This is a genomic window from Streptomyces sp. NPDC034086 (assembly GCF_055575515.1).
This window is the reverse complement of the sequence record NZ_JBVISM010000010.1, coordinates 14,284-36,880: the sequence shown is the minus strand read 5'-3', so window position 1 is coordinate 36,880 and position 22,597 is coordinate 14,284. Positions and strand designations below refer to the sequence as shown.

Sequence of the window (22,597 nt, the reverse complement as noted above, 5' to 3'; positions counted from 1 at the left end):
CCCGGCCGGGTGTGTGGATCGGGGTCAGCCGTTGCCGTCCGGCGCGGCCGCGGCGGGCCCGCCGGGTGTCCGCGGCGCGGGGCCGGGCACGGCCACGGCGCTCCCCGCGGCACGCCGGCCGGCGTCGGCGTCCGGCCCCGCCGCGGACGCGGGCCCGGCGTCCAGGACCGGCCCGGCGTCCAGGACCGGTCCGCCGTCCCGCCCAGGCGCGTCGTCCCGCCCCGGCCCGCCGTCCCGCCCAGGCGCGCCGTCCCGCCCCGGCCCGGCCAGCGCGAGGTCGTACACGTCCAGCAGCCGGCGGGCGGTACGCGCGATGTCGTACCGGCGCACCACCGGGGGCGGCGGGAGCCGGCGCGCGCCCGCCTCCATGTGCCCGCGCAGCGCGGCGGCCAGTTCCTCCGTGCCGGTGCCGATCCGCCGGGCCCCCGGGGCCTGCGCGGCGGGGAGGTCGTCGATGGCGGGGCAGGTCACGTGCAGCACGGGCAGCCCGGCGGCCAGCGCCTCGACGACGGCGAGCCCGAACGCCTCCTCCCGCGACGGGGAGACGAAGACGTCCATGGCGGCCAGCAGGGCGGGGATCCCGGGGGTGCGCCCGTCGGGGCTGTCGCCCAGCGGGTCCCGCTCGCCGAGCAGGTGGATCCGGCTCTGGGCGCCCAGTTCGGCGGCGAGCAGCCGCAGCGCGGCCCGCTCGGGGCCGTCCCCGGCCAGCAGCAGGTGCGCGCCGGGGAGTGCCGCGACGGCCCTCACGAGTACGTCGAACCGCTTGCCCGGGACCAGCCGCCCGACGCCGCCCACCACGAAGGCGCGTTCCGGCAGCCCGGTCCGGGTCCGGGCGGCGCGGCGTACGCGCTCGTCGTAGCGGAAGCGAGCGGCCTCGATCCCGTTCGGAACCACGTGTACCCGGGCGGCGGGCACCCCCCACCCCTCCAGCCGGGCGGCGACGGTGTCGGACACGGCGACGGTGGCCGCGCCGAGCCGCTCGCTCGCCAGGTACAGGGCCCGTACCCCGCCGGTCAGCGGCCGGCCCTCGATCTCGCCCTCGCCGAGGGAGTGTTCGGTGGCCACCGTGGCGCGGACCCCGGCGAGCCGGGCCGCGAGGCGCCCGTACACGCAGGCCCGGTACAGGTGGGTGTGGACCAGGTCGTAGCGGCCGCGGCGGACGAACCGGACCAGCCTGGGCAGGGCGCCCAGGTCGCGGTTGCCGCGCATGCCCAGGTGCACGACCCGGACGCCGTCGGCGCGCAGCCCCTCGGCGACGGGTCCGGGGTTGGTCAGCGTCAGGACGTCGCAGGGCATCGGCAGGTGCCGCAGCAGCAGGCGCAGCTGCTGCTCGGCGCCGCCGACACCGAGCCCGGTGATGATGTGCAGGGCCTTGACGTCCTTCACCGCAGCACCTTCCTGCGCAGCTCGCGCGCCCGGTGCCGGGCCTGCTTGACGCGCAGCCGCGCGGGTCCGTCGGCCTGGCTGACGTGGGTGCGCGGCAGGGCGTGGCGGCCCTCGAGCCGGCCGGGGGAGATCGCGCAGGCGTAGTCGTAGCCGGCCGCGCGGGTGGCTTCGACGACGCGGCCGTCGAGGTGCCCGTACGGGTAGCAGAACCCCTCGGGCAGGGTGCCGGTGAGTTCGCGCAGGAGGTCGCGGCTGCCGCGGAGCTCCTGCTGGAGGACGTCGTCGGGGACGGCGGTGAGGTCCTGGTGGAGCAGGCCGTGCGAGCCGATCTCCTGGCCCGCGGCGGCGGCTTCGCGGATCTGCTCGGCGGTGAGCAGCGGCTTGCGGGGGCCCAGCGGGTCCCACACGTTGTCGACGCCGAGCCGCCCCGGCAGCACGAACACGGTGGCCGTGCAGTCGTAGCGGCGCAGCAGCGGCAGGGCGCGGGTCAGGAAGTCGGTGTAGCCGTCGTCGAAGGTGAGTCCGACGAGGCCGCGGCCGCGTCCGGCGGCGCGGGCGCGCAGCAGCTCGCCGACGCCGACGCCGCGCAGCTTCCTGGCGCGCAGCCACAGCAGCTGGGCCTCCAGGGCGGCCGGGGTGACGGTGATCCCGTACGGGTCCTCGGCGGGGTCGGTGAACTCGGCGACCGAGTGGTACATCAGGACCCACGGGGACGTGACCCGGCGGGCGGGGTCCGTCACGGCGGCGGCCGTGTCGGTGTCAGCGGACATTGCGGAACCTCTGGGTGAGCTGGGTGATCCGGGCGGCGGTGCGGGAGCCGAGCTGGGCGAGCTGGCCGGGCAGGGCGGTGATCTCCAGCGCCCGTATGGCCATCCCGGTGGCTCCGAACATGGCGGGGACGAGCAGGCAGCCGAGTGCGGCGCTGAGCAGCGGGTCGGCGATCATCGGGCCGGCGAGCCAGCCGGTGCCGCAGGCGGCGGCGGCCGCGGCGGTGAGCCGGCCGATGCTGACGGCGACCCGGCGGACCTGGATGGCGATGACGCGGGAGCCGAGGCCGGTGAGGAGCAGGGCGGCGGTGGTGGTGATGCCGGCGGCGTTGGCGGCGGCGATGCCGTAGGTGCCCCACCAGCGGACGGCGAGGGCTCCGGCGACGATGTTGACGAGGAGTCCGGCGGCCATCGCGAGCGCGGGGAACCAGACGGGCCGGGTGGTGGAGAAGAAGGGCCGGGAGAGGGCGCCGACGAGGCAGTGGCCGAGGAGGCCGAGGCCGTAGACCCGCATCGCGGAGGCGGTGGCGAGGGTGTCCTGGTGGGTGAAGGCCCCGCGTTCGAAGAGGACGTGGATGATCTGCGGGGCGTAGCCGATGACGAGGGCGGTGCCCATGAGGACGGCGAGGGAGGCCAGGGCGAGGTCCTGTTCGACCCTGCGGCGGGCCTTCTCGCGTTCCCCGCCGGCCATGGCCTGGGCGACCACGGGGAAGGTGACGGTGCAGATCATCAGGGAGAGCACCATCGGCATCTGCGCGACCTTCTGCGCGTAGTTGAGGTGCGAGATGGCGCCGGGCGGTAGGGAGGCGGCGAGGAAGCGTTCGACGAGTACCTGGGACTGCCGGAACACCGCGAAGAAGATGACGGGGGCGATGACGCCGAAGGCGATGAGGGTGGGCCGGTCGCGGGCGCGCTGGCTGCGCGGGGCGCCCTTGGCGCGGCTGGGGGCGAAGCCCACGTTGCGGACGAAGGCGGGGAGCTGGACGAGGACCATCAGTGCTCCGCCGACGGCGACCCCGGCGGCGGCGGCCCGCACCCCCCACAGCGCGTGGAGGGTGATCATGGTGCCGATGATCCCGACGTTGTACGAGACGTAGATCGCGGCGGGCGGCAGGAACGAGCGGTGGGCGCGCAGGGCGGCGCTGAAGTACCCGGCGATGCCGAAGGTGACGACGGTGAGTGCGGTCATCCGGGTGCACTGGACGGCGAGTTCGGGGTCGGGCAGGCCGGGTGCGAGGACGGCGACGACGAGCGGCGCGGCCACGACGAGCACGGAGGCCACGGCGGCGAGGAACACGACGAGCCGGGGCAGGGTCGCCCCGACGAGGAGCCGTACGGGGTCGGCGGCGCGGGCCTCCATGCGGGTGAGCCCGGCCCGGCTGGCGGCCCGGCGGGCGAGGGCGTGGCTGAAGGCGGGCACCATCAGCAGGGCCATGGCGTCCTCGATGAGGAGGGTCGAGGCCATCTCGGGCACGGTCCAGGCGATCAGGAAGGCGTCGCTGTCGTGCCCGGCTCCGAAGAGGTGCGCGATGGTCTGGTCCCGTACGAGTCCGAACACGGCTCCGGCCGCGGTCAGTCCGGCGGTGACGGCGGCGGCCTTGGCGAGGAACCGTCCGAGGGGGGCGCCGTTCCCGGGCCCGGGTCCGTCCTGGCGCCGCCCCGCCGGCGCGGCGGGTCCGCCGCGCCGGCCGCCCGGCACCGCTCCGGCGGCCCGGCGCGGCCGCCGGGCCGCCGGTCGGCCCGCGCCGGTGACCCCCGCGCCGGCCGTTCCGGTGAGCCCGGTGACCCCCGCGCCGGCCGTTCCGGTGAGCCCGGTGCCGCCCGTTCCGGTCATCCCGGTGCGGCCCGTGACCCCGGCCGCGCCCGCGGCCCCGGTGCCGCCCGGGCCCGCGCCGGGGGCCGGGCACGGGCCCGGGGTGGCCGTGGAGCCCGCGGCCGCGGCGACTTCGGTCGCCGCGGCCGCGGGCCGCCGCCAGGGCGTCGTGTCGGTCACCGGGTGGCCGGCCCCTCGACGGCCCGCGGGCCGGGCCCGGAGGCGGGGCCGTCCGCGCGTGCCCCGGAGGGCAGGGCCCACCACGCCGCGAGTCCGATGATCACGCCGGTCAGCACGGTCGACGGGCCGCCGATGTCCGCGTACAGGAAGTCGGTCAGCTGCCACACGAGCAGCCCGGTCGCGATCAGCCCGCAGTCCCGGACCGCGCGGTCGCTCCCCGCCGCGTACCGCCGCAGACCCGCGACCAGGAGCGCGGCCCAGCCGCCCGCCAGCGCGAGCAGCCCGGTCAGGCCCTGTTCGCTGAGGATGAGGAGGTACATGTTGTGCGGGGACAGCAGCGGCTGCTTGATGAAGGCCTGCCCGGCGCCCGCCGTGTCGCTGCCCGAGGACAGTCCCAGCGAGGAGTGTCCGTCGCGGTGCGCGGGGAAGCCCTTGAGGCCCACCCCCACCACGGGGCGTTCGCGCCACATGGACCCGGCGGCGGCCCACATCGTGTACCGGTCGGTCACCGACTGGTCGGGGGCGCTGGACACCTGGGTGATCGAGGTCAGCCGCTCCGCGACCATCTCGGAGCCCACTCCGAGCCCGCCGACGAGGACCACGCCCAGCGCCGACAGCGCCACCAGCACCCGCAGGGCCCGCCGGATCCCGGCCATGGCCATCACCAGCACCGCCGCGCCCAGGGTGGCGATCCAGGCGCCCCGGCTGAAGGACAGCACCAGCGGCAGGACCAGTGCCAGGGCGCAGCCCCCGGCGATCCGGCGGACCCTGCGGGGCAGTCCGGGAGCGAGCGCGGCGGCGGTGGCGACGACCAGCCCGTACGCGACGACGGTGGCCATGCCCATCACGTCGCCGGGACCGAAGGTGCCGACGGCGCGGACGTCCTCGCCCTGGTAGGAGGCCCCGGTGTGGGTGGCGTACTGCGCGACCCCGACCGCTCCCTGGACCAGCGCCAGGACCACGAAGCACCCGGCGGTGATCCGGAACTCCCGGGCGTCGCGCACCAGCAGCACCACGGCTGCGGGGACCAGGACGAAGACCTGGAGGTAGCGCACGAACCCGGGCAGGGCGGCGTACGGGTCCCCGGCGGTCACCGTGGCGACCGCGAGCCCGATGCCCGGGGCGCCGAGCACGACGACGCCGAGCGGAGTCAGGGTCCGCACCCGGCCGCGCAGGGCCTGGACGGCGCAGACGAGGACGAGCAGCAGCGAGGCGGCGTCGGCGGGGCCGACCTTCCCGGAGGCGGTGGCGTCCCCGGCGGGGAGCGGGGCGAGGAGGAAGAGGACCGTCGCGGCGAGCGGCAGCAGCGGCCAGTGCCGGCGCAGCGGGCCCGTGTCGAGCGGGGGCGGGGGAGCGGACACGGCGAGGCTCATGCTCAGCTCCCTCCCAGCCGGAAGCGGAAGAAGGAGGCCGCGGTGCGGGCCAGGATCCACAGGTCCTGCCACAGCGACCACGTGTCGATGTAGTGGTTGTCGAAGCGGGCCCGGTCCTCGATGGAGGTGTCCCCGCGCAGCCCGTTGATCTGGGCGAGTCCGGTGATGCCGACGGGCATCCGGTGGCGGGCCTCGTAGCCGGGGTGGACGGTGCTGAACTTGGCGACGAAGAAGGGGCGTTCGGGCCGCGGCCCGACCAGGCTCATGTCACCCCGTACGACGTTCCACAGCTGGGGCAGCTCGTCGAGCGAGGACTTGCGCAGGAAGGAGCCGACCGGGCTCATCCGGCGGTCCCCGGCGACGGTCCAGCGGGTGGCGGACTCGTGTTCGTCGGCGCGCAGGGTGCGGAACTTCAGCAGGGTGAAGGGCCGTCCGTAGAGGCCGACCCGCTCCTGCCGGAAGATCACCCCGGGTCCGTCGGAGAGCCGTACGGCGAGGGCGCAGGCGCCCATCACGGGGGCGGCGGCGAGCAGCGCGAGGGCCGCGAGGCAGGAGTCGACGGCCCGCTTCGCGGCCCGTTCCAGCGGCCGGGAGGGCCGTGGCAGCAGCGGCTGTACGGCGTACCCCCACAGGTGGTCGGCGGGCTGCGCGACGCGCATGCCGGTGACCTTGGCGGTCCCGGCCGGGTCGGCGAGCCAGAGCCGGCAGCCGTGGTCGTGGAAGAGCCGGACGAGGGAGGCGGTGCGTTCGTCGGCCTCGGGGGGCCGGGTGAAGACGGCGTGCCGGACGGAGTTCTGGATGACGGCGCGCCGGATGTCCTCGTGGGTGGTGAGGACCGGGAGCTGGCCGCCGTCAGCGCCGCCGGCGGGTGCGGCGGTGTCGGCGATCCCGACGGGGCGCAGTCCGTACTCGGGGCGGCCGTGCAGGGCGGCGGCGATGGTGCCGGTGCCCTCGCCGGTGCCGACGACGAGCGCGGAGACGGGGCGTCGTACGGCGGCGCGGCGGCGGAGCTGGTTGACGAACCCGCGTCCGGCGCAGGCGAGGACGACCTGGACGCAGACGGCGCCGAGCAGCGCGCGCCAGCCGAGGGCGCGCTGCGGTGCGACGGCGGCGAGCACGGCGCCGGCACCGCACCAGAGCACGGCGGCCCGTGCGGCGAGCGCGGGCGCGTCGCGCAGCGCGGAGGGGGCGAGGCGGGGCCGGTAGAGCCCGGCCTGCGCGTGCAGGGCGGTGAGCAGGGCCGCGGCGGGCAGCACGGCCTCGGGGGGTACGGCGCCGGCGGGGAGGGCGGTCGCGGTGACGACGGCGGCCAGCGCGTCGGTGGTCAGCAGCGCGGCGACGGTTTCGCGGCGGCGGGCCCGCTGGGGCCGCAGGGCGGCGCGCGCCCGGTCGGCGCGGGGCCCGCGCGGGGGGTGGATGGCGGTCACGGCACGGCGGGTTTCGGCGGGAGCCGCGGGGGCGAAGGCGCTGCCGCCGGCGTGCCCCGTGCCGCCCTGCCCGGTGTGCCGGGCGGGTGCGCTGTCCATCGTCATCGGCTGATGCGCTCCTGGTTCAAGGGCCGGGGCCTGCCCAGCAGTTCGTGGTACAGGCCGGTGACCGCGTCCGAGGTCCGCCGCACGTCGAACTCCGTCCGGGCGTGCTGCTGGGCCTGCTCCCCGAGTTCGGTGAGCAGCCGCGGTTCGGCGAGCAGCCGTCCCAGGGCCTTGGCCAGCGCCGTCGGGTCCTCCGGCGGTACCAGACAGAGCCGTCCTTGGCCGGACGGCAGGCTTTCCCGGGCACCGCTGACGTCGGAGACCAGGACCGGGCGGCCACAGGCCATGGCTTCGAGCGGGGCGAGCGCCATGCCTTCCCACCGCGACGGCAGTACAACGAGATCGGCGGCGTGAAGCCACGGTCGGATGTCCGCGGCGGCTCCGGCGAAGTGGACGCCGGGGGGTGCGGTGCGGCGCAGCCGCTCGCCGTCGGGGCCGTCGCCGACGAGGGCGAGGCGGGCTCCGGGGACGGTGCCCAGTACCTCCGGCCAGGCCTGGAGCAGGATGTCCTGGCCCTTCTGCGGGCAGAGCCGGCCGACGCAGACGGCGAGCGGTCCTTCGTCCGGCAGCCGGAGTGCGGCCCGGGCCTCGGCGCGGCCACCGTCGGGTCCGCGGGGCGGGCGGAAGCGGGCGAGGTCGACGCCGTTGCGGATCACCGACCAGTGGGCGGTGATGCCCTCGGACGCGCCGGCGCGGCGTTCGGCCTCGCTGACGCAGAGCACCCGGTCGGCCCAGCGCGCGCCTGCCCGTTCCCAGCGCAGCGCGAGGGCGGCGGTGGCGCCTCCGACGGCGTCGAAGGACCAGGCGTGGGGCTGGAACACGGTGGGGACGGAGCCGCGTACGGCGAGCCGTGCGGCGAGGCCCGCCTTGGCGCTGTGGGCGTGCAGCAGGTCGGGCCCCAGGGCGCGGATCAGCCGGGCGGCGCCGAGGACCTCGGCGGGCAGCGCGGGGCCGGGGGAGCGCCCGGCGCGCCAGGCGTGCACCTCGGCCCCGGCGTCGCGGGCGTCGTCGGTGAGCCGGCCGCCGCGCGGGCAGCCGACGAGGACGCGCAGTCCGGCGGCGGTCTGCGCCCGTACGAGGTCGGTGACGACGCGGGCGACGCCTCCGTCGACGGGCTGGACGAGGTGGAGGACGGTGAAGGAGGAACCGGCACCGGCTGGTGACGGGCCCGGCGTGGGTGGTTTGCGCACGGGGAGTGGTCTCCTGCGTTCAGCGGCGCGCGTCTGTCTGAACGAAGAGCACACCGAGGAATTGACCTTGGCTTTCACCCGCGAACCGGAAGTCCAGGGTGCGGGCGCCACCGGACAGGACGGGGCTCAGGTCGAACACGTCCGCGTCATATCCGAGACTATTCATATGTTCGGGCTGTCGCACGAACGAGGGACGTCCGAATTCCGTGATGGTGGAATTCATAACATCATTAAAAGGATTTTCTGCATCGCTGACACTGACCCGGCGGCCACTGTCCGCAGTCACGGTGAGTGAGTCCCCGAGGGTCCCGCGGTCCCCGTCGTACGCGACGACCCCGGCCTTCCCGGAAGCGCCGGGCGGCACGTTGAGGCCGGCGACCCGCACCGTCCCGCCCGCGGCGCCGCCGGCCCCGGCCTTCAGCGACTCGAAGCCGTCCCACACCGAGATCCGGCGCAGCGGCTCCCGCGGGTGCTCGTAGGCGACCACCAGCGTCCAGCCGCCCCAGGCACCCACGTCGGAGTGGCCCACGGCGGCGTTGAGCTGGGCCACGGTCCACATCCCCGCCCCGCCCTTGCGCACCATCGGGGTGATGTCGGCCGAGGCCTGGTAGGCGTCGCCGCCCTGGTCGGCGTGGTGCCCGATCACGGTGTCGGCCAGCACCGAGTGGTACCCGCCCCCCGGCCCGGCGACCATCACCCGGCCGTTGTCCTCCGGCGGCTTCTGTTCCCCCACCCGCAGGTTCCCGCCCCAGTACAGGCGTGCGTACGAGACCTTCGCGCCCTTCGGGACCTTGAGCTCGGCCCGGGTGGAGTTGTCGGTGTCCGGGTCCGCGTCGACCTCGTCGTGGACCATCTCGAAGTCGCTGTTGACCCCGGCCGCGCCCTTCTTGACCTCGGCGCACGACTCGGCCCGCTCGCTCTCCTCGCGGCGGCAGCCGAGGGCGGAGTTGGAGGCCCTGACCAGCCCGCCGTGCTGGACGGCCTGGTAGCGCTGCGTGAAGGGAACGCGGGGTGATTCGCGCGCTCCGGCGGCCGCCGCGGCGTCCGCCGGGGGCAGGTGTGCGGAAAGCGTGAGGCAGGACAGCAGGCCGAGCGTGCCGAGGATTCTGCGGGAGGAACCCATGCCCTGTCTCCATTTTCGATCAAGGGAACAAAACAGGAGTGAACTTTGTCAGAAATCGGGCTGGAAATCACGCCGGACTCGCTTGTACGGCCTTTTGGGCGATGGCACGCACCCTCTTCCCGGGCGGGTCGTTATGCCGGTGCACCATCGCTCGGGCCGAAAGGAAATGCGGCGGCGAAGAAGAAGCTGACGCGCGGCGGCACCGTGGCGGTGGCGGGCGCGGCGGCACTGATGGGCGGCGCGGGCCTCGCCTCCGCGCACGGCGGGGCCACGGCGGAGGGCGTCACCGCCGGCTCCCCCCGGCGTCCTGAGCGGCAACCTGGTCCAGGTGCCCGCCCACCTCCCGGTGAACGTCTGCGGCAACACCGTCAACGTCATCTCGCTGCTCAACCCGGCCTTCGGCAACACCTGCGCGAACGCCTGAACGTCAACCGTGCGGCCCGAAACGGCGGCATCCGGGTGAAGCCACGCAACCCGAGCCGGAGCGGGGCCGTTGATCCGGGTGCTCCAGTACCGGGCAATCCTGCAAAAAAGGGACGATAATGATCAAGAAGCTTGTGGCCGGCGCAGCGGTTGCCGCCTCCACCGTGGGCCTCGGCGCCGCCATGGCCCCGCAGGCGATGGCGGTCGGGAACGACAACGGCATCAACACCGTCAACGGCAACAACTCCGCGCAGATCTACGGCAACCAGGCCACCTACGGCCACATGAGCCCGCAGATGGCGCTGATCCAGGGCTCCTTCAACAAGCCCTGCATCGCCCTCCCGGCCAAGGTCAACGCCCAGTCGATCCTCGCGCTGGTCAACGTCGGCGTCCAGGACATCCCGGTCCTGTCCAGCCCGCAGAACCAGCAGTGCACCGAGAACTCCACCCAGGCCAAGGGCGACGAGGCCCTCTCGCACATCCTGGACAACATCCCGATCCTCTCCGGCAACGTCTCCGCCGGCAGCTGATCGCGCAGCACCCCGAGCGAGGCCGTCGCACCCCCCGGGTCGCGGCGGCCTCGCCGCGTGCCGGGCACATTCCGTTCCGACACCCCTCCGGAATTACCGGAAAAGCGGCTCCCAATTCGGGGACCGGCCTCCTGCGGCGTCGGAGTGAATTGCCCGGCAAGCCCGCCTAATTCGCGGTTTCTTTTACCGGACCCACTCGTTGTTGTTCATGCAGCGGATACACCTCTGCGGGAAGGATCGAAAGAAAATGAAGTACAAGAAGGCAGTGGTACTGGCCGCCGGCACGCTGATGGCCGCCGGTGTCGCTTCCCCTGCCATGGCCGACGCCGACGCGACCGGAGTCGCCACGGGCTCCCCCGGCGTCCTGTCCGGCAACGTCGTCCAGGTCCCCGTGCACATCCCGGTGAACGTCTGCGGCAACACGGTCGACATCATCGCCCTGCTCAACCCGGCCTTCGGCAACACCTGCGTCAACGCCTGACGCAGCGTCTGAGCCCGCAAGGGCAGACCTCCTCGGGGTGGCCTCGGAGTGCACGGCGGTGCGCTCCGGGGCCACCTTCGATTCACCACCGGCCCGCGCGCCGGTAGACAGGGAAGGACCCATGCGACAGGTACTGAGCCGACAGGTACTGGGCAAGGGGGTGCTCACTGCCGCGGCCGCCTCGAGTCTGCTGTCGATCGCGACCGGCGTGGCCTGCGCACATCCAGGAGCGACGGCCGAGGCCTCGCATTCGCCGGGTGTGCTGTCCGGCAACAGCGTCTCGGTACCGGTCACGGTCACGCCGAACCTGTGCGGAAACAGCGTGGACGGGGGTGCGGCGCTCAACCCGGCGATGGGGAACACCTGCGTCAACTCCACCGGATCCGGCACCGGCCACCACACGGGGCACGACTACGAGCGCTACCTGAGCCCCGAGCACGCCGAGGCCTTCGAGCGCTACCTCGAGGAGCACCAGGGCGGCCGGCACGCACTGCCCCGCCAGCGCCACGAAGAGGAGCGCACGTACGGGGAACCCCGCGCGCACGCCCCCAAGCACGCCGCACCGCGCCCCGGGGCGCCCCGCCACGAGCCTCCCGCGCCGCCCCGGCACCAGGGCGGCCACGGCGGCGGCCACGACGGCTCCGGCCAGGGTGAGGAGGAGTGCGACGACCACCCGCCGCAGCCGCCCCGCGCGGAGCACCCGGCACCCCACCCCGCGCCTCCCGCCCCGGCCCCGCGGCACCCCGAGCCGAAGCCCGAGCCGAAGCCGGCCCCCGAGGCCGAGCACCCGGCTCCGCTCCCGGCCCCGGCCCCGATGCCCGCGCCGCTCCCGGCTCCGCAGCCCGCGCCCCAGCCCGCACCGGCGCCGGCTCCCCCGCCGCAGACCCCCCAGTCCGAGGAGCCGCCCCACACCCTCCCGGCACCCCTCCCCCAGCCCGAGGAGCAGCCCCACACGCTCCCGGCCCCGGCGCCCGCGCCGCCCGCCGCGGAGGTCCCCGCTCCGCGTCCGCCGCACGGCAGCCAGCCGCAGCGGCCCGCGCCCGCGCCGCTCCCCGTCCCGGAGGCCTTCCCCCCGGCGGACCAGCCCCCCGCGGCCCCGGCCGGTGACCTCCCGGTCCACCTGCCCCCGGCCTCCGCCCCGGCGTCGGCACCGGCCCCGGAGTGGGCCCCGCCGGCTCCCGCGCCCGCCCGGGTGAGCGCGCCCGAGCTGGCGGCCACCGGAGCGGGCGAGGTCTCGGCCATGGCGGCCCTCGCCTCCGCCCTGCTCCTCGGCGGCGCGATCCTGTACCGCAGGTCCCGGATCAACTGACCGGGAATACCGGTAATCAGAATAAATATCGGCCGGAGAATCCTTCGACGGGTTCTCCGGCCGCTGCCGTGCGTCCGCGGGCCGGCGTTTCCCCCGGGCCGGCGTTTCCGTATCCGCCGGTAATCGTTACCCAGGTCGAAAGCGGCGCGACGGTCGCCGCCGGTACTCCTGTCCACGAAAAGAAGAGGATTTCGATAATGAAGCTCTCCAAGGCCGCCGCTGTCGTCGTCGGCTCCGTCGCCGCGCTCGGAGCGGCGGCCCCCGCCTTCGCGGCGGAGGCGCCCGCGGGACCCCCGATGAGCCTGCCGGCCGGCTGGAACACGATGCTGAGCGCCGTCGAGCCCGTCGTCGACTCCGCGCCCGAGACGGTGGGGGCGGCCCTCGCCGAGCAGAACGACACCATCGGCGGCGTCCTCCAGACCGCCCAGGGCGTCAACGACCTCCGCAACAACGCCCCCGGCAAGGTGCTGGGCCTGGCGAACGGCGCGACCAAGGTCTCCCCGCTGCTCGGCGGCGTACAGCTCAACGGCGGCCAGAACTGAGCAGCCCGGGAACGACTGTGGGCGCCCCCGGCGATGCCGGGGGCGCCCACAGTCGTGTGGTGCCGACTGTACGTACGTCAGTCGTTGACGCAGACGTTGCCGAACGCCGGGTTCAGTACGCCGATGATGTCCACGGAGTTGCCGCAGACGTTGATCGGGACGTGGACCGGGACCTGGACCAGGTTGCCCGAGAGAACACCGGGGGAGCCCACGGCCGCACCCTCGGCCGAGGCGTCGGCGGAGGCGGCGCCGGCGGCACCGGCCACAGCGAGACCAGCGGAGGCCAGGGCCACAGCGGCCTTCTTGGCAGCAGAGTTCATGGGGAGTGCACCTTCTCTTCGATGTCCTGCCCCGATCCGGGGCTCACATGAAGCGAAACGGTCCAGCTTCCCGGACGACACGGCCGCGAGCCGAATCCGGGCCGAAGCAGACCTGTTCGGCCCAATAGTCGTAACCATGGCGCCCGTCGGGCTCCGCGGCCGCGCTAACTACGGACGGGAATGTCCGGTACATCCGGGATGTCGGGCAGTTCGGGGATCACCCCGGTCGCCGGCTGCGCGGGGGTCGCCGGAGTGGCCGGCACCTTCGGCACGGCCGGGAGGGTGACCGGCGGGACGGTCACTCCCGCGGGCAGCTCCGGCAGCTTGATCTCCGGGAGCTTCGGCAGCTCGATCGGCGGCAGCTTCACCCCGTCGGGCAGCAGGCCCGCGAGGGAGGACAACAGGTCGTTGAGCGTCTTGGTCAGGCCCGCCAGGAGGTCGTCGATCGGGCCGGCCGCGACGCGGCCGGGGGCCGCCGCCCCGATCTCCTCGATCCGTTCGATCTGCTCCTGCACCGCGGCCGTCCGGTTCTCCAGGGACGCCGCCGCACCGCCGCCGTCGGCGGCCACCGCGGGGGCGGCCGCGCCGGACAGTATGACGACGGCGAGGGCCGAGGGGACGAGGACGCGGAGGCGGGACGGCTTCGTGCGCATGGGGACTTCCTTCGGTGGTCGCGAAAGCGGACGGGAACAATCCGATTCCTTACCCACCGTGCGCACGGTCTCTACGGAGCGCAACACGATCTTGAGCGGGTACGCCGGCGCCCTGGGGCTGCGTACGGGCTTCGGGCAGACGTCCGGAGCCGCCTCACCCGCACCGGGGAAAAGACCTCCCCGGACGAGCCGTTTGAGTGAAGGAGCGGAACCAACCCGGCGGCACGGGGGTTGACCAGGGCGCTCCACTCGCGGGCACTCGTGCGACATGAAGGATCAATGATGCTCAAGAAGATCATGGCCGCCGCTGCGGTCACCGCCGCCGCCGTCGGCGCGGGCGCCGCTCCGGCCATGGCCATCGGCAACGACAACGGGATCAACACCGTCAACGGCAACGGTGCCCAGCAGATCTACGGCAACCAGAAGACCACCGGCGACATGAGCCCCCAGCTCGGCCTGGTCCAGGGCACCCTCAACAAGCCCTGCATCGGTCTGCCCGCCAAGGTCAACGCCCAGTCGCTCGTCGCCCTGCTCAACATCGGTGTCCAGGACATCAACGTCCTGTCCAACCCGCAGAACCAGCAGTGCACCGAGAACTCCACCCAGGCCAAGGGTGACGAGCCGCTCTCCCACATCCTGAGCAACATCCCGGTCCTGTCGGGCAACGGCTCCGTCGGCAGCTGACCCCTCCGCTCGGCCCCCACCGGCCAGGGTCCCCCGGGTCCCCAGGAGCGAAGTCACGAGGGCCCCGGCGGCGTCCAGCCGCCGGGGCCCTCGTACGCGTACGGCCGGCCGGCCGTCCCGTCAGCCCGTCCAGAAGTCCCACCAGCGGGTCAGGACCAGCATCCCGATCACCCCGGCGTGCAGGGCGGGCGGCGCCCAGGCGAAGTCGGTGAACAGGGCCCGCAGCGCACCGGGGGCGGGCAGGTCCCCGGTGCGGACGTTGCGGGCGGTGACCGCCCAGAACATCAGCAGGGTCGCCACCCAGGCCAGACAGCACCACAGGCACAGCGCGTTGATCTCGTACAGGGACTGGACCATCAGCCAGGCGCAGAAGCCGGTGCCGAAGAGCGTCCCGGCGTTCAGTCCCAGCCAGAACCAGCCCCGGTAGCGGGCACCGGCCAGCAGGCCGGCGCCGACGCAGACCACGACGGCGTAACCGGCCAGCCCGAGCATCGGGTTGGGGAAGCCGAAGGCGGCGGCCTGCTCGCTCTGCATGACGCTGCCGCAGGACACCACGGGGTTGAGGCTGCAGGCGGGCTTGAAGTCCGGGTCCTCCAGCAGGAGGAACTTGTCGAGGGTGATCACCCAGGAGGCGAGCAGCCCGGCCGCCCCTGTGACCACCAGCAGCCAGGCCAGCCCGCGGGGGGTGCCCGGTTCGCCCTCGGGGCGGATGCGGGGGCGGCCCTCCTGGCGGGGGACGCCCACTGTGTTCGTTGCCATACCGCCCATGCTGCCGCGCAATGTGCTGGACCGGAGCGAACCAGGGTCTTTCGTACGGAAGTTGACCTGAAGGTGTGGCGGGAACCCCTGATGGTTCCCGGACGTTTTACCGAATCCCGGACGTGGAGTCAGCGCCAGGGGCTACGTTGTGCTTCCGCGAAGTGACAAGCTGCGACGGCCTGGAGACCCACCTTGAGCGATCCGTACGAGACAACCGAGGCGCACCTCGAGCGACTCCTGGGCCGCGCCCTCAACTCCTTCGACCTGCCGGACCGGTTGGTCGAGCGCCTCGGCACGGCGCTCGCCCACAGCTCTTCGCTGTACACCACGCACCACAGCCTCTCGGCGGGGCTGTGGCGGGAGACCCACCGGCACACCTACCTGCTGTCCGACGGGGGCGCGGCCTCCCTCTGGGAGCTGGCCTACCGGCTGGGCGGCGACCGCGAGACCCGCTACGAGGTCTTCGGCAGCAAGGCCGAGCTGGGCCTGGCGGTGGCCCGGCTGGGCGGCGGAGCCCCCTCGGAGCCCGCGCCGCCCGCCGCGCACGGCCTTCCGGGCGGCGCGCACGGCCCGGACGGCGCGGACGGGGGGCTGGAGGGCCTCGACGAGGACCTGGCCGCCCTGAGCGCGCTGTTCGCCGTCTCGCCGCCCCACCAGCGCCGCCGCGAGTACACGGGGGAGCAGTCCGCCGACCACGCCCGGCGGGTGCTGCGCCGCGCGGAGAACGCCGACCGTCCGGGTGAGACGGTGGCGGAGCTGCTGCGTTCGGCGTACGCGCACCACATCACGCAGGCGTTCGGCGGCCGGCAGTGCCTGGCCGACGGGCGGGACGCCGGTTTCAGCCTGTACGAGCACGCCTTCGTCCTGCTGGACGGGAGCGAGTTCAGCCTGTGGGAGGTCGAGCACACGGCGACGCCCGACGGGCGGCACATGTGCGAGGTCTACGAGGACGAGGCCGCCGCGCGCGGGGCGATGGAGCTGCGGGGCCGGGTGCGCTGACGCCGGTGGCGTCCGCGGTGCGCCCGGCAGCGGAGCCGGCTCCCGCGGCCGGGAAGCCGGCCGGCCGGCGTCGCCCGCGCCGACGTCGCTGCGGTCCGCCGCGACGGGTGCCGTGCCGTGGTGGGCGCCCTCGGCGGTGACCAGGAGCTGTCCGCCCGCGCCGAGGGAGGACGAGTTCGGCGTACCAGCGGTGGTCCGGGCCGGGCGGCAGGCCGCCGCAGCAGCAGGCGATCCAGTCGGCGCCGGCCGGACCGCGGACGGTGCCGAGGAGGAGGCCGGACATCCCCGCCGCAGGGGCGGGCATGTCCGCTGAGGCGGAGGGCGTCAGTGGGCGCCCTCGACGGCCCCCTCGCGCTCCGACATCGGGACCTGCCGGCGCGGCAGCACGAACATCACCGCGAAGATCACGACGAGCACCGCCACGACCCACCACAGCGCGCCGCGGAAGGCGTCGACGTACGGCACCCCGAAGATCCGGTCGTCCTGGATGGACCCGAAGAAGACGACGGAGGTCAGGGCGAGGCCGAGCGCGTTGCCCATCTGTCCGGTGGTGTTGATCAGGCCGGACGCCGAGCCGGCGTGCTCGCGCGGCACCTGGGACAGGATCGTGTCGTTCAGCGGGGCGACGATCAGGCCCATGCCGATGCCCATGACGACGAGCGGGGCGGCCATCTGCCAGGAGGTGATCTCCATGCCGTAGCGCCCGGACTCCCAGATGTAGAGGAGCAGGCCCGCGGCCATGACCAGCGCGCCGGCCTGGAGCACCTTGCGGCCGAAGCGCGGGACGAGCTTCTCGACCGAGAGGCCGGCGGCGACGGAGACGGCGATGGAGAAGGGGATGCCGGTGCTGCCGGCGTGCAGGGGGGTCCAGCCGAGGCCCATCTGCATGTAGAGCGTCCAGACCAGGAAGAAGAGGCCGGTCACGAGGCCGAAGGCCAGCTGGACGGCGATGCCGCCGGCGAAGCTCTTGACCTTGAAGAGGGACAGCTCGACCAGCGGGGACCCGTCCTTCTTGATCTTGTGCTTCTCGTACGCGATGAAGAGGGCGAAGACGAAGGGGGCGGCGGCCATGCAGACGAAGCCCCACAGCGGCCAGTCGTTCTCCCGGCCGTGGGTGAGCGGGAAGATCAGCATGACCAGCGCCAGGGTCGCGAGGACGACACCGACGAGGTCCAGGCGCAGGGCCTTGGGGGCCTTGGACTCGGAGATGAACCTGCGGCCCAGGATCACGGCCGCGATGCCGACGGGCAGGTTGATCAGGAAGATCGTGCGCCACTGGAGGCCGAAGAGGTCCCACTCGGTGAGCAGGGCGCCGAGCATCGGGCCCGAGACAGCGCCGAGGCCGACGATCGCGCCGAACAGGCCGAAGACCTTGCCGCGCTCGTGCGGCGGGAAGGTGACGTGGATGATCGCGAGGACCTGCGGGACCATCAGGGCCGCCATGGCGCCCTGGAGGAGGCGGGCGGCGACGAGCACGGACGGGTCGGGCGCGATGCCGCAGAGCAGCGAGGCGACGGTGAACCCGGCGACGCCGACGAGGAAGAGGCGCTTGCGGCCGTAGATGTCACCGAGACGGCCGCCGGTGATCAGCCCGGCCGCGAAGGCGAGCGCGTAGCCGGCGGTGATCCACTGGATGGCGCTGGTCGACGCGCCGAAGTCCTGGCGCATGCTGGGTATCGCGATGTTGACGATCGTGACGTCGACCAGGTCCATGAAGGACGCGGTCATCACGATGGCGAGGGCCAGCCAGCGGCGGCGGTCGCCCGGGGCGGCGGATCCGCCGGGGGCGTCGGGTGCGGGTGCTGCTTCGGCGAGGGCGTTCCGCTCTTCTCGTACGGGCCCGTTCTCTTTTCTTCCGGGCGATGCCATGGACGTCTCGGTGCTCATGGAGAGAAACCTAGACCGCATGTAGGGCAGATCGTGTCCTACATGGCTGGCAATCTTGACCTGTGAACACCACCCCCGCCCGGCTGCTCAGCCTCCTGTCCTTGCTCCAGACCCCGCGCGAGTGGCCGGGCAGCGAGCTGGCGGGCCGGCTGGGGGTGAGCGCGCGGACGATCCGGCGGGACATCGAGCGGCTCCGGGAGCTGGGGTACCCGGTGGAGGCCACGATGGGCGCGGAGGGCGGCTACCGGCTGGTCGCGGGGGCGGCGATGCCTCCGCTGCTGCTCGACGACGAGGAGGCGGTGGCGATCGCGGTGGGGCTGCGCGCGGGGGCCGGCCACGCCATCGAGGGGGTCGAGGAGGCCTCCGTACGCGCCCTCGCGAAGCTGGAGCAGGTGCTGCCGGCCCGGCTGAGGCACCGGGTGGGCGCCCTGCAGTCGGCGACGGTCGCGGTGACCCGGGGGGACGGGCCGAGCGTGGACCCGCGGACGCTGACGGCGATGGCCGGTGCGGTGGCCGGGCCGGAACGGCTGCGGTTCGCGTACCGGGCGCGGGACGGGGCGGATTCGCGCCGGCTGGTGGAGCCGTACCGGCTGGTGAGCACGGGGAGCCGCTGGTACCTCGTCGCCTACGACCTGGAGCGGGAGGACTGGCGGACCTTCCGGGTGGACCGGGTGAGCGAGCCCTTCGCGACGGGGGCCCGGTTCGTCCCGCGCCCGCTGCCGATGGAGGCGTCCGAGTTCGTCCGGCGGGCACTGCGGGGGACCCGGACGTACCCGGTGGACGTGTCCTTCGCCGTGCCTCCCGAGGAGCTGCCGGCGTGGCTGCGCGAGGCGGCCGTCGGGGAGGCGGACGGGGCGCGGGTGCGCTTCGAGAGCGGGGACGCGCCGGAGTGGCTGGCGGCCCGGATGGCGCTGACGGGGCTGGAGTTCACCGTGCGGGAGCCGGCGTTCCTGGCGGAGGCGGCCGGGGCGCTGGGCGCACGGCTGGCGCGGGCCGGCGGGGCGCGGGCCGGCCGGGCCGGGATCTGACGGGGCGCGGGCCGGGGTCTGACGGGGCGCGGGCCGGCTGGGCCGGGGTCCGGCCCCCGGCCAGCTCGGTGGCGTCCCGGGCACGGGGGAGCCCCGGCGCCAGGGGGGGGGAGGCACCGGGGCTCGTTCGGGGGCGGGAGCGCGAGGCGGGCCGGTCAGGCCACCGCGTCGAAGCCGGTGTCCCGGGCCATGCGCTTGAGCTCCAGCAGGGCGTGCTTCTCGATCTGGCGGATCCGCTCACGGGTCAGGCCGTGCTGCTTGCCGACCTCGGTGAGGGTGCGCTCGCGGCCGTCCTCGATGCCGTAGCGCATCTTGATGATGGAGGCCGTGCGCTGGTCGAGCTTGCCGAGGAGGTCCTCGAGCTCCTCGCTGCGCAGCAGCGAGAGCACGGACTGCTCGGGCGAGATCGCGGAGGTGTCCTCGAGGAGGTCGCCGAACTGGGTGTCGCCCTCGTCGTCCACCGGCATGTTGAGGCTGACCGGGTCGCGCGCCCAGTCCAGTACGTCGCCCACGCGCTTCTCGGTGGAGTCGAGTTCGGCGGCGATCTCGGCGTGCTCCGGGTCCCGGCCGTTCTCCCGGTTGAACTCGCGCTGGATCCGCCGGATCCGGCCGAGCTCCTCCACGAGGTGGACGGGGAGGCGGATGGTGCGGGACTGGTCCGCGATGGAACGGGTGATGGCCTGGCGGATCCACCACGTGGCGTACGTGGAGAACTTGAAGCCCTTGGCGTAGTCGAACTTCTCGACGGCGCGGACCAGGCCGGCGTTGCCCTCCTGGATGAGGTCGAGCAGGGGCAGGCCGCTGCGCGGGTAGCGGCGGGCGACGGCCACGACCAGGCGGAGGTTGGACCGGATGAAGACTTCCTTGGCGCGCTCGCCTTCGGCGGCCAGGGCTTCCAGCTCCTCGCGGGAGGGCGCGTCCCCTTCGCGCTCCACCTCGCCGTCGAGGATCTGCCGGGCGTACACGCCCGCCTCGATGATCTGCGAGAGCTCCACTTCCCTGGCGGCATCGAGCAGCGGCGTACGCGCGATCTCGTCGAGGTACATGCCGACCAGGTCGCGGTCGACGGTCTCCCCGCCCGCAGCGCGGGCGCTGCTCGTGGACTGACGACGGGCGACGGCGCGGGTTGCCATGCGTGCTCCCTTGCGATGCGGTGGATCGGTCGCGATGCGTCTTCGGACACTCTTCCGAATGCCCACTTCCGAAAGGAAACAACGACTGGAATCGGGACAGAATTCCCACGCCGCTCTCCCTTTTTCGGGATCTTGCAGTATCCTGCCCCGCCACCCCCCGGACCGGAGGTAGCGGCATGCTGCGAGAAACCGAGAACGTGCAGGTCAGGCCCGGCCTTGAGGCCGACCTGGAGGAACTCACGGAGCTGTACAACCACTACGTCCGTGAGACCGCAGTCACATTCGACACGGTCCCGTTCACCGTGGAACAGCGGCGCCCGTGGCTGCGCTCCCACCCTGAAGACGGGCCGCACCGGCTCCTGGTTGCCCGGGCCGGCGATCGAATCGCCGGATACACGACAAGCAGCCCGTTCCGCCCGAAACCGGCGTACGACTCCTCGGTGGAGGTCAGCGTCTACCTCGCCCCGCACGCGGTGGGGCGGGGCATCGGCACCCTGCTGTACGAGGCCCTCTTCGCCGAGCTGGCGCGGCAGCCGGTGCACCGCGCCTTCGCGGGCGTCGCCCTGCCGAACCGGGCCTCGGCCAGGCTCCACGAACGCTTCGGCTTCCGCCGCGTCGGGGACTTCACGGAGGCGGGGTGGAAGTTCGGGCGCTACTGGGACGTGCGGTGGTACGAGAAGCGGCTGGGGGCGGACGCGGGGGCGGCGGACGGGCCGGCAGTGGACGGGGCGGTGGCGGACGGGCCGGCAGTGGACGGGGCGGTGGCGGACGCGGCGGCGGACGGGCCGGTGGCGGACGCGGCGGCGGACGCACGGGCGTCGGACGTACGTCCGTGCGGGTGATTCGGCCCCCGTCCGGGTGAAGCCCGGGCATATTCCTTCGGCATGCCACATCGCGGCCGTAGCGTGCCGCTCGTGATCGCACACATCCCACGGCCCGCCCACGCGTCGCCGGCCGCCGGCCCCGGGCACGCATCCGACCCCGACCCCGACCCCGAGCTGGACAAGGCCCTGTGGCGGGCCTGGCAGGCCATCGACCCGCCCGAGACCTTCCGCGTCGAGATCGTGGAGGGCCTGATCGAGATGTGGCGCGTGGGGCGGCCGTTCACGCACGCCCTCACCGCGAACCGGCTGCGGGACCGGCTGGCGGCCCACCTGGCCGGCGGGCCGTTCGCCCCCTACATGGCGATGTACGTGGTCGGCGGGTACCAGGCCTGGGCCCCGGACGTGCTGCTCGCCCCGGACGACCTCACCGGTCACGCCGCCCGGGGCGAACTCGGGATCAGGGCCTCGAGCGTGCCCCTGGTCGCGGAGGTGGTGGCCCCGGGGCCGCAGGACGTCGCGCGGGACCGGGTCCGCAAGCGCCGCGCGTACGCCCGGGCCGGGATCCCGGTGTACGTGATCGTCGACGACTACGACGGCCACGGCACGGTGAGCGTGTTGACCGGCCCCGTCCCCGGCGAGGCGCGGTACGCGTCGGAGGTGCGGGCGCCGTACGGGCCCGGGGTGGCCGTGCCCGAGGGGCCGGCCCGGGGCTTCGTGATCGGCGAGGACATCACCGGTCCGCCGCGGATCCCCTAGGACGCCGTACCCGTGCCGAACTGGAGGGAGCGCTTCGAGAGGCCCATCCAGAAGCCGTCCACCGCCGTGCGCTGGGCGGTGAGGTCGGAGCCGGCGGCCCCGAGCGTGACGAAGAGCGGGGCGAAGTGCTCCGTCCGGGGGTGGGCCAGACGGCCCGCCGGGGACTTGGCCTCGAAGTCCAGCAGGGCGTCGACGTCGTGCGCGGCGAGCGCCTCGCGCCCCCACGCGTCGAACTCGGCCGACCAGCCGGGCACTCCGGGGCCGGTGTGCCGCAGCGCGGCCAGGTTGTGGGTGAAGAAGCCGCTGCCGACGATCAGGACGCCCTCGTCGCGCAGCGGGGCCAGCCTGCGGCCGATGTCCATCAGCCGGGCCGGGTCCAGTGTGGGCATGGAGACCTGGAGGACCGGTATGTCGGCCTGCGGGTACATCTCGACGAGGGGGACGTACGCGCCGTGGTCCAGGCCGCGGTCCGGGACGTCCTGGACCGGGGTGCCGGGCGCCTTCAGCAGGGCGCGGACCGAGGCGGCGAGCTCCGGCGCGCCCGGGGCCGCGTACCGCACCCGGTAGTAGTGCTCGGGGAACCCCCAGAAGTCGTAGACGAGGGGGACGGGCTCGACGGCGCCGAGGGCCAGCGGTGCCTCCTCCCAGTGGGCGGAGACCATCAGGATCGCGCGCGGCCGCGGCAGTCCCGCGGACCAGGCGGCGAGTTCGGCCGGCCAGAGCGGGTCGTCGGCGAGCGGCGGCGCCCCGTGGCTGAGGTACAGCGCGGGCATGCGGGGGGTCTCGGTGGTCACGGAGCGCTCCTCGGTCGTCGTCGGGGCGGGGACCGTGTGGACTCGGGAAAAGACCGACCCCGCCTCGTTCAAATTTGAACGAGGCGGGGTCCTCAGTCATTCCCGCACGGG

Annotated in this window: 21 protein-coding genes and 2 pseudogenes; 10 read left to right on the top strand and 13 right to left on the bottom strand. The window is 74.1% G+C overall.

From position 1 onward, the window contains the following. Window positions 1-24 precede the first annotated feature (24 nt). The 7 genes from ACZ514_RS22085 to ACZ514_RS22055 form a co-directional block, all read right to left on the bottom strand. The gene (locus ACZ514_RS22085) at window positions 25-1,386 is read right to left on the bottom strand and encodes a glycosyltransferase (protein ID WP_468167619.1); all 1,362 of its coding nucleotides are present in this window, start codon (window positions 1,384-1,386) and stop codon (window positions 25-27) included. Further along, window positions 1,383-2,156, bottom strand: coding sequence for a polysaccharide deacetylase family protein (locus ACZ514_RS22080; protein WP_469125450.1), 774 nt, complete (start codon window positions 2,154-2,156; stop codon window positions 1,383-1,385). Before ACZ514_RS22080 ends, ACZ514_RS22085 begins: the two co-directional genes overlap by 4 nt. Next, window positions 2,146-3,987 carry a murein biosynthesis integral membrane protein MurJ gene (gene murJ / locus ACZ514_RS22075; RefSeq protein ID WP_469125532.1) on the bottom strand — a complete coding sequence of 614 codons (1,842 nt, stop codon included), beginning with the start codon at window positions 3,985-3,987 and terminating at the stop codon, window positions 2,146-2,148. The genes ACZ514_RS22080 and murJ overlap by 11 nt, the downstream gene beginning before the upstream one ends. A gap of 155 nt (window positions 3,988-4,142) precedes the next feature. Then, window positions 4,143-5,519 carry an O-antigen ligase family protein gene (locus tag ACZ514_RS22070; protein ID WP_469125449.1) on the bottom strand — a complete coding sequence of 459 codons (1,377 nt, stop codon included), beginning with the start codon at window positions 5,517-5,519 and terminating at the stop codon, window positions 4,143-4,145. A 2-nt stretch (window positions 5,520-5,521) separates the two neighbouring features. Beyond that, a complete protein-coding gene (locus tag ACZ514_RS22065; RefSeq protein ID WP_469125448.1) occupies window positions 5,522-7,051 on the bottom strand; it encodes an exopolysaccharide biosynthesis polyprenyl glycosylphosphotransferase in 1,530 nt (509 codons plus the stop codon). After that, window positions 7,048-8,241, bottom strand: coding sequence for a glycosyltransferase (locus ACZ514_RS22060; protein ID WP_468167609.1), 1,194 nt, complete (start codon window positions 8,239-8,241; stop codon window positions 7,048-7,050). The genes ACZ514_RS22065 and ACZ514_RS22060 overlap by 4 nt, the downstream gene beginning before the upstream one ends. 19 nt (window positions 8,242-8,260) lie before the next feature. Next, complete coding sequence (locus ACZ514_RS22055) at window positions 8,261-9,364, bottom strand: DUF3344 domain-containing protein (protein WP_469125447.1); 1,104 nt, start codon at window positions 9,362-9,364, stop codon at window positions 8,261-8,263. A 231-nt stretch (window positions 9,365-9,595) separates the two neighbouring features. On the opposite strand from ACZ514_RS22055, the pseudogene ACZ514_RS22050 reads away from it, so the two are divergent. From ACZ514_RS22050 to ACZ514_RS22030, 5 genes and pseudogenes are all read left to right on the top strand, one after another. Next, window positions 9,596-9,788, top strand: a pseudogene (locus tag ACZ514_RS22050) (chaplin). Between the two features lie 118 nt (window positions 9,789-9,906). After that, window positions 9,907-10,317 carry a rodlin gene (locus ACZ514_RS22045; protein ID WP_468167605.1) on the top strand — a complete coding sequence of 137 codons (411 nt, stop codon included), beginning with the start codon at window positions 9,907-9,909 and terminating at the stop codon, window positions 10,315-10,317. A gap of 247 nt (window positions 10,318-10,564) precedes the next feature. Beyond that, entirely contained in the window at window positions 10,565-10,798 is a 234-nt protein-coding gene (locus tag ACZ514_RS22040) for a chaplin (RefSeq protein ID WP_468167603.1), read from the top strand. A gap of 121 nt (window positions 10,799-10,919) precedes the next feature. Next, window positions 10,920-12,107, top strand: a complete 1,188-nt coding sequence (locus ACZ514_RS22035) for a chaplin (RefSeq protein WP_469125446.1) — start codon at window positions 10,920-10,922, stop codon at window positions 12,105-12,107. A gap of 197 nt (window positions 12,108-12,304) precedes the next feature. Then, the gene (locus ACZ514_RS22030; protein WP_468167599.1) at window positions 12,305-12,649 is read left to right on the top strand and encodes a hypothetical protein; all 345 of its coding nucleotides are present in this window, start codon (window positions 12,305-12,307) and stop codon (window positions 12,647-12,649) included. Window positions 12,650-12,726: 77 nt separating this feature from the next. Here the strand turns inward: ACZ514_RS22030 and ACZ514_RS22025 are convergent, their stop codons facing one another. After that, window positions 12,727-12,969 (bottom strand): chaplin, encoded by a 243-nt coding sequence (locus ACZ514_RS22025; protein ID WP_388939362.1) that lies wholly within the window; start codon window positions 12,967-12,969, stop codon window positions 12,727-12,729. 164 nt (window positions 12,970-13,133) lie between these two features. Beyond that, a complete protein-coding gene (locus ACZ514_RS22020) occupies window positions 13,134-13,622 on the bottom strand; it encodes a hypothetical protein (protein WP_468167597.1) in 489 nt (162 codons plus the stop codon). Window positions 13,623-13,904: 282 nt separating this feature from the next. On the opposite strand from ACZ514_RS22020, the gene ACZ514_RS22015 reads away from it, so the two are divergent. Continuing rightward, a complete protein-coding gene (locus ACZ514_RS22015) occupies window positions 13,905-14,306 on the top strand; it encodes a rodlin (protein WP_468167595.1) in 402 nt (133 codons plus the stop codon). A gap of 120 nt (window positions 14,307-14,426) precedes the next feature. Here the strand turns inward: ACZ514_RS22015 and ACZ514_RS22010 are convergent, their stop codons facing one another. Next, window positions 14,427-15,065, bottom strand: coding sequence for a vitamin K epoxide reductase family protein (locus ACZ514_RS22010; RefSeq protein ID WP_469125445.1), 639 nt, complete (start codon window positions 15,063-15,065; stop codon window positions 14,427-14,429). A gap of 192 nt (window positions 15,066-15,257) precedes the next feature. Between ACZ514_RS22010 and ACZ514_RS22005 the strand changes: the two genes are divergently transcribed. Beyond that, window positions 15,258-16,064 carry a DUF6227 family protein gene (locus ACZ514_RS22005; RefSeq protein ID WP_469125444.1) on the top strand — a complete coding sequence of 269 codons (807 nt, stop codon included), beginning with the start codon at window positions 15,258-15,260 and terminating at the stop codon, window positions 16,062-16,064. Between the two features lie 324 nt (window positions 16,065-16,388). Here the strand turns inward: ACZ514_RS22005 and ACZ514_RS22000 are convergent, their stop codons facing one another. Next, entirely contained in the window at window positions 16,389-17,951 is a 1,563-nt protein-coding gene (locus ACZ514_RS22000) for an MFS transporter (protein WP_468699358.1), read from the bottom strand. Window positions 17,952-18,013: 62 nt separating this feature from the next. Here ACZ514_RS22000 and ACZ514_RS21995 point away from each other — a divergent pair, with 62 nt between their 5' ends. Next, complete coding sequence (locus ACZ514_RS21995; protein ID WP_469125443.1) at window positions 18,014-18,979, top strand: helix-turn-helix transcriptional regulator; 966 nt, start codon at window positions 18,014-18,016, stop codon at window positions 18,977-18,979. Window positions 18,980-19,134: 155 nt separating this feature from the next. On the opposite strand, the gene ACZ514_RS21990 is transcribed toward ACZ514_RS21995, so the two are convergent. After that, window positions 19,135-20,112: a sigma-70 family RNA polymerase sigma factor gene (locus ACZ514_RS21990; RefSeq protein WP_469125442.1), complete on the bottom strand. Its 978-nt coding sequence runs from the start codon at window positions 20,110-20,112 to the stop codon at window positions 19,135-19,137. Between the two features lie 176 nt (window positions 20,113-20,288). Between ACZ514_RS21990 and ACZ514_RS21985 the strand changes: the two are divergent. Both ACZ514_RS21985 and ACZ514_RS21980 read left to right on the top strand, forming a co-directional pair. Beyond that, window positions 20,289-20,798 (top strand): annotated as a pseudogene (locus ACZ514_RS21985) (GNAT family N-acetyltransferase); the annotation flags it as partial. Between the two features lie 228 nt (window positions 20,799-21,026). Continuing rightward, window positions 21,027-21,692 (top strand): Uma2 family endonuclease, encoded by a 666-nt coding sequence (locus ACZ514_RS21980; RefSeq protein ID WP_469125441.1) that lies wholly within the window; start codon window positions 21,027-21,029, stop codon window positions 21,690-21,692. Here ACZ514_RS21980 and ACZ514_RS21975 read toward each other — a convergent pair. After that, the gene (locus ACZ514_RS21975) at window positions 21,689-22,465 is read right to left on the bottom strand and encodes a dioxygenase family protein (RefSeq protein ID WP_468167907.1); all 777 of its coding nucleotides are present in this window, start codon (window positions 22,463-22,465) and stop codon (window positions 21,689-21,691) included. The two genes, ACZ514_RS21980 and ACZ514_RS21975, sit on opposite strands and share 4 nt — an antisense overlap. Window positions 22,466-22,597 lie beyond the last annotated feature (132 nt).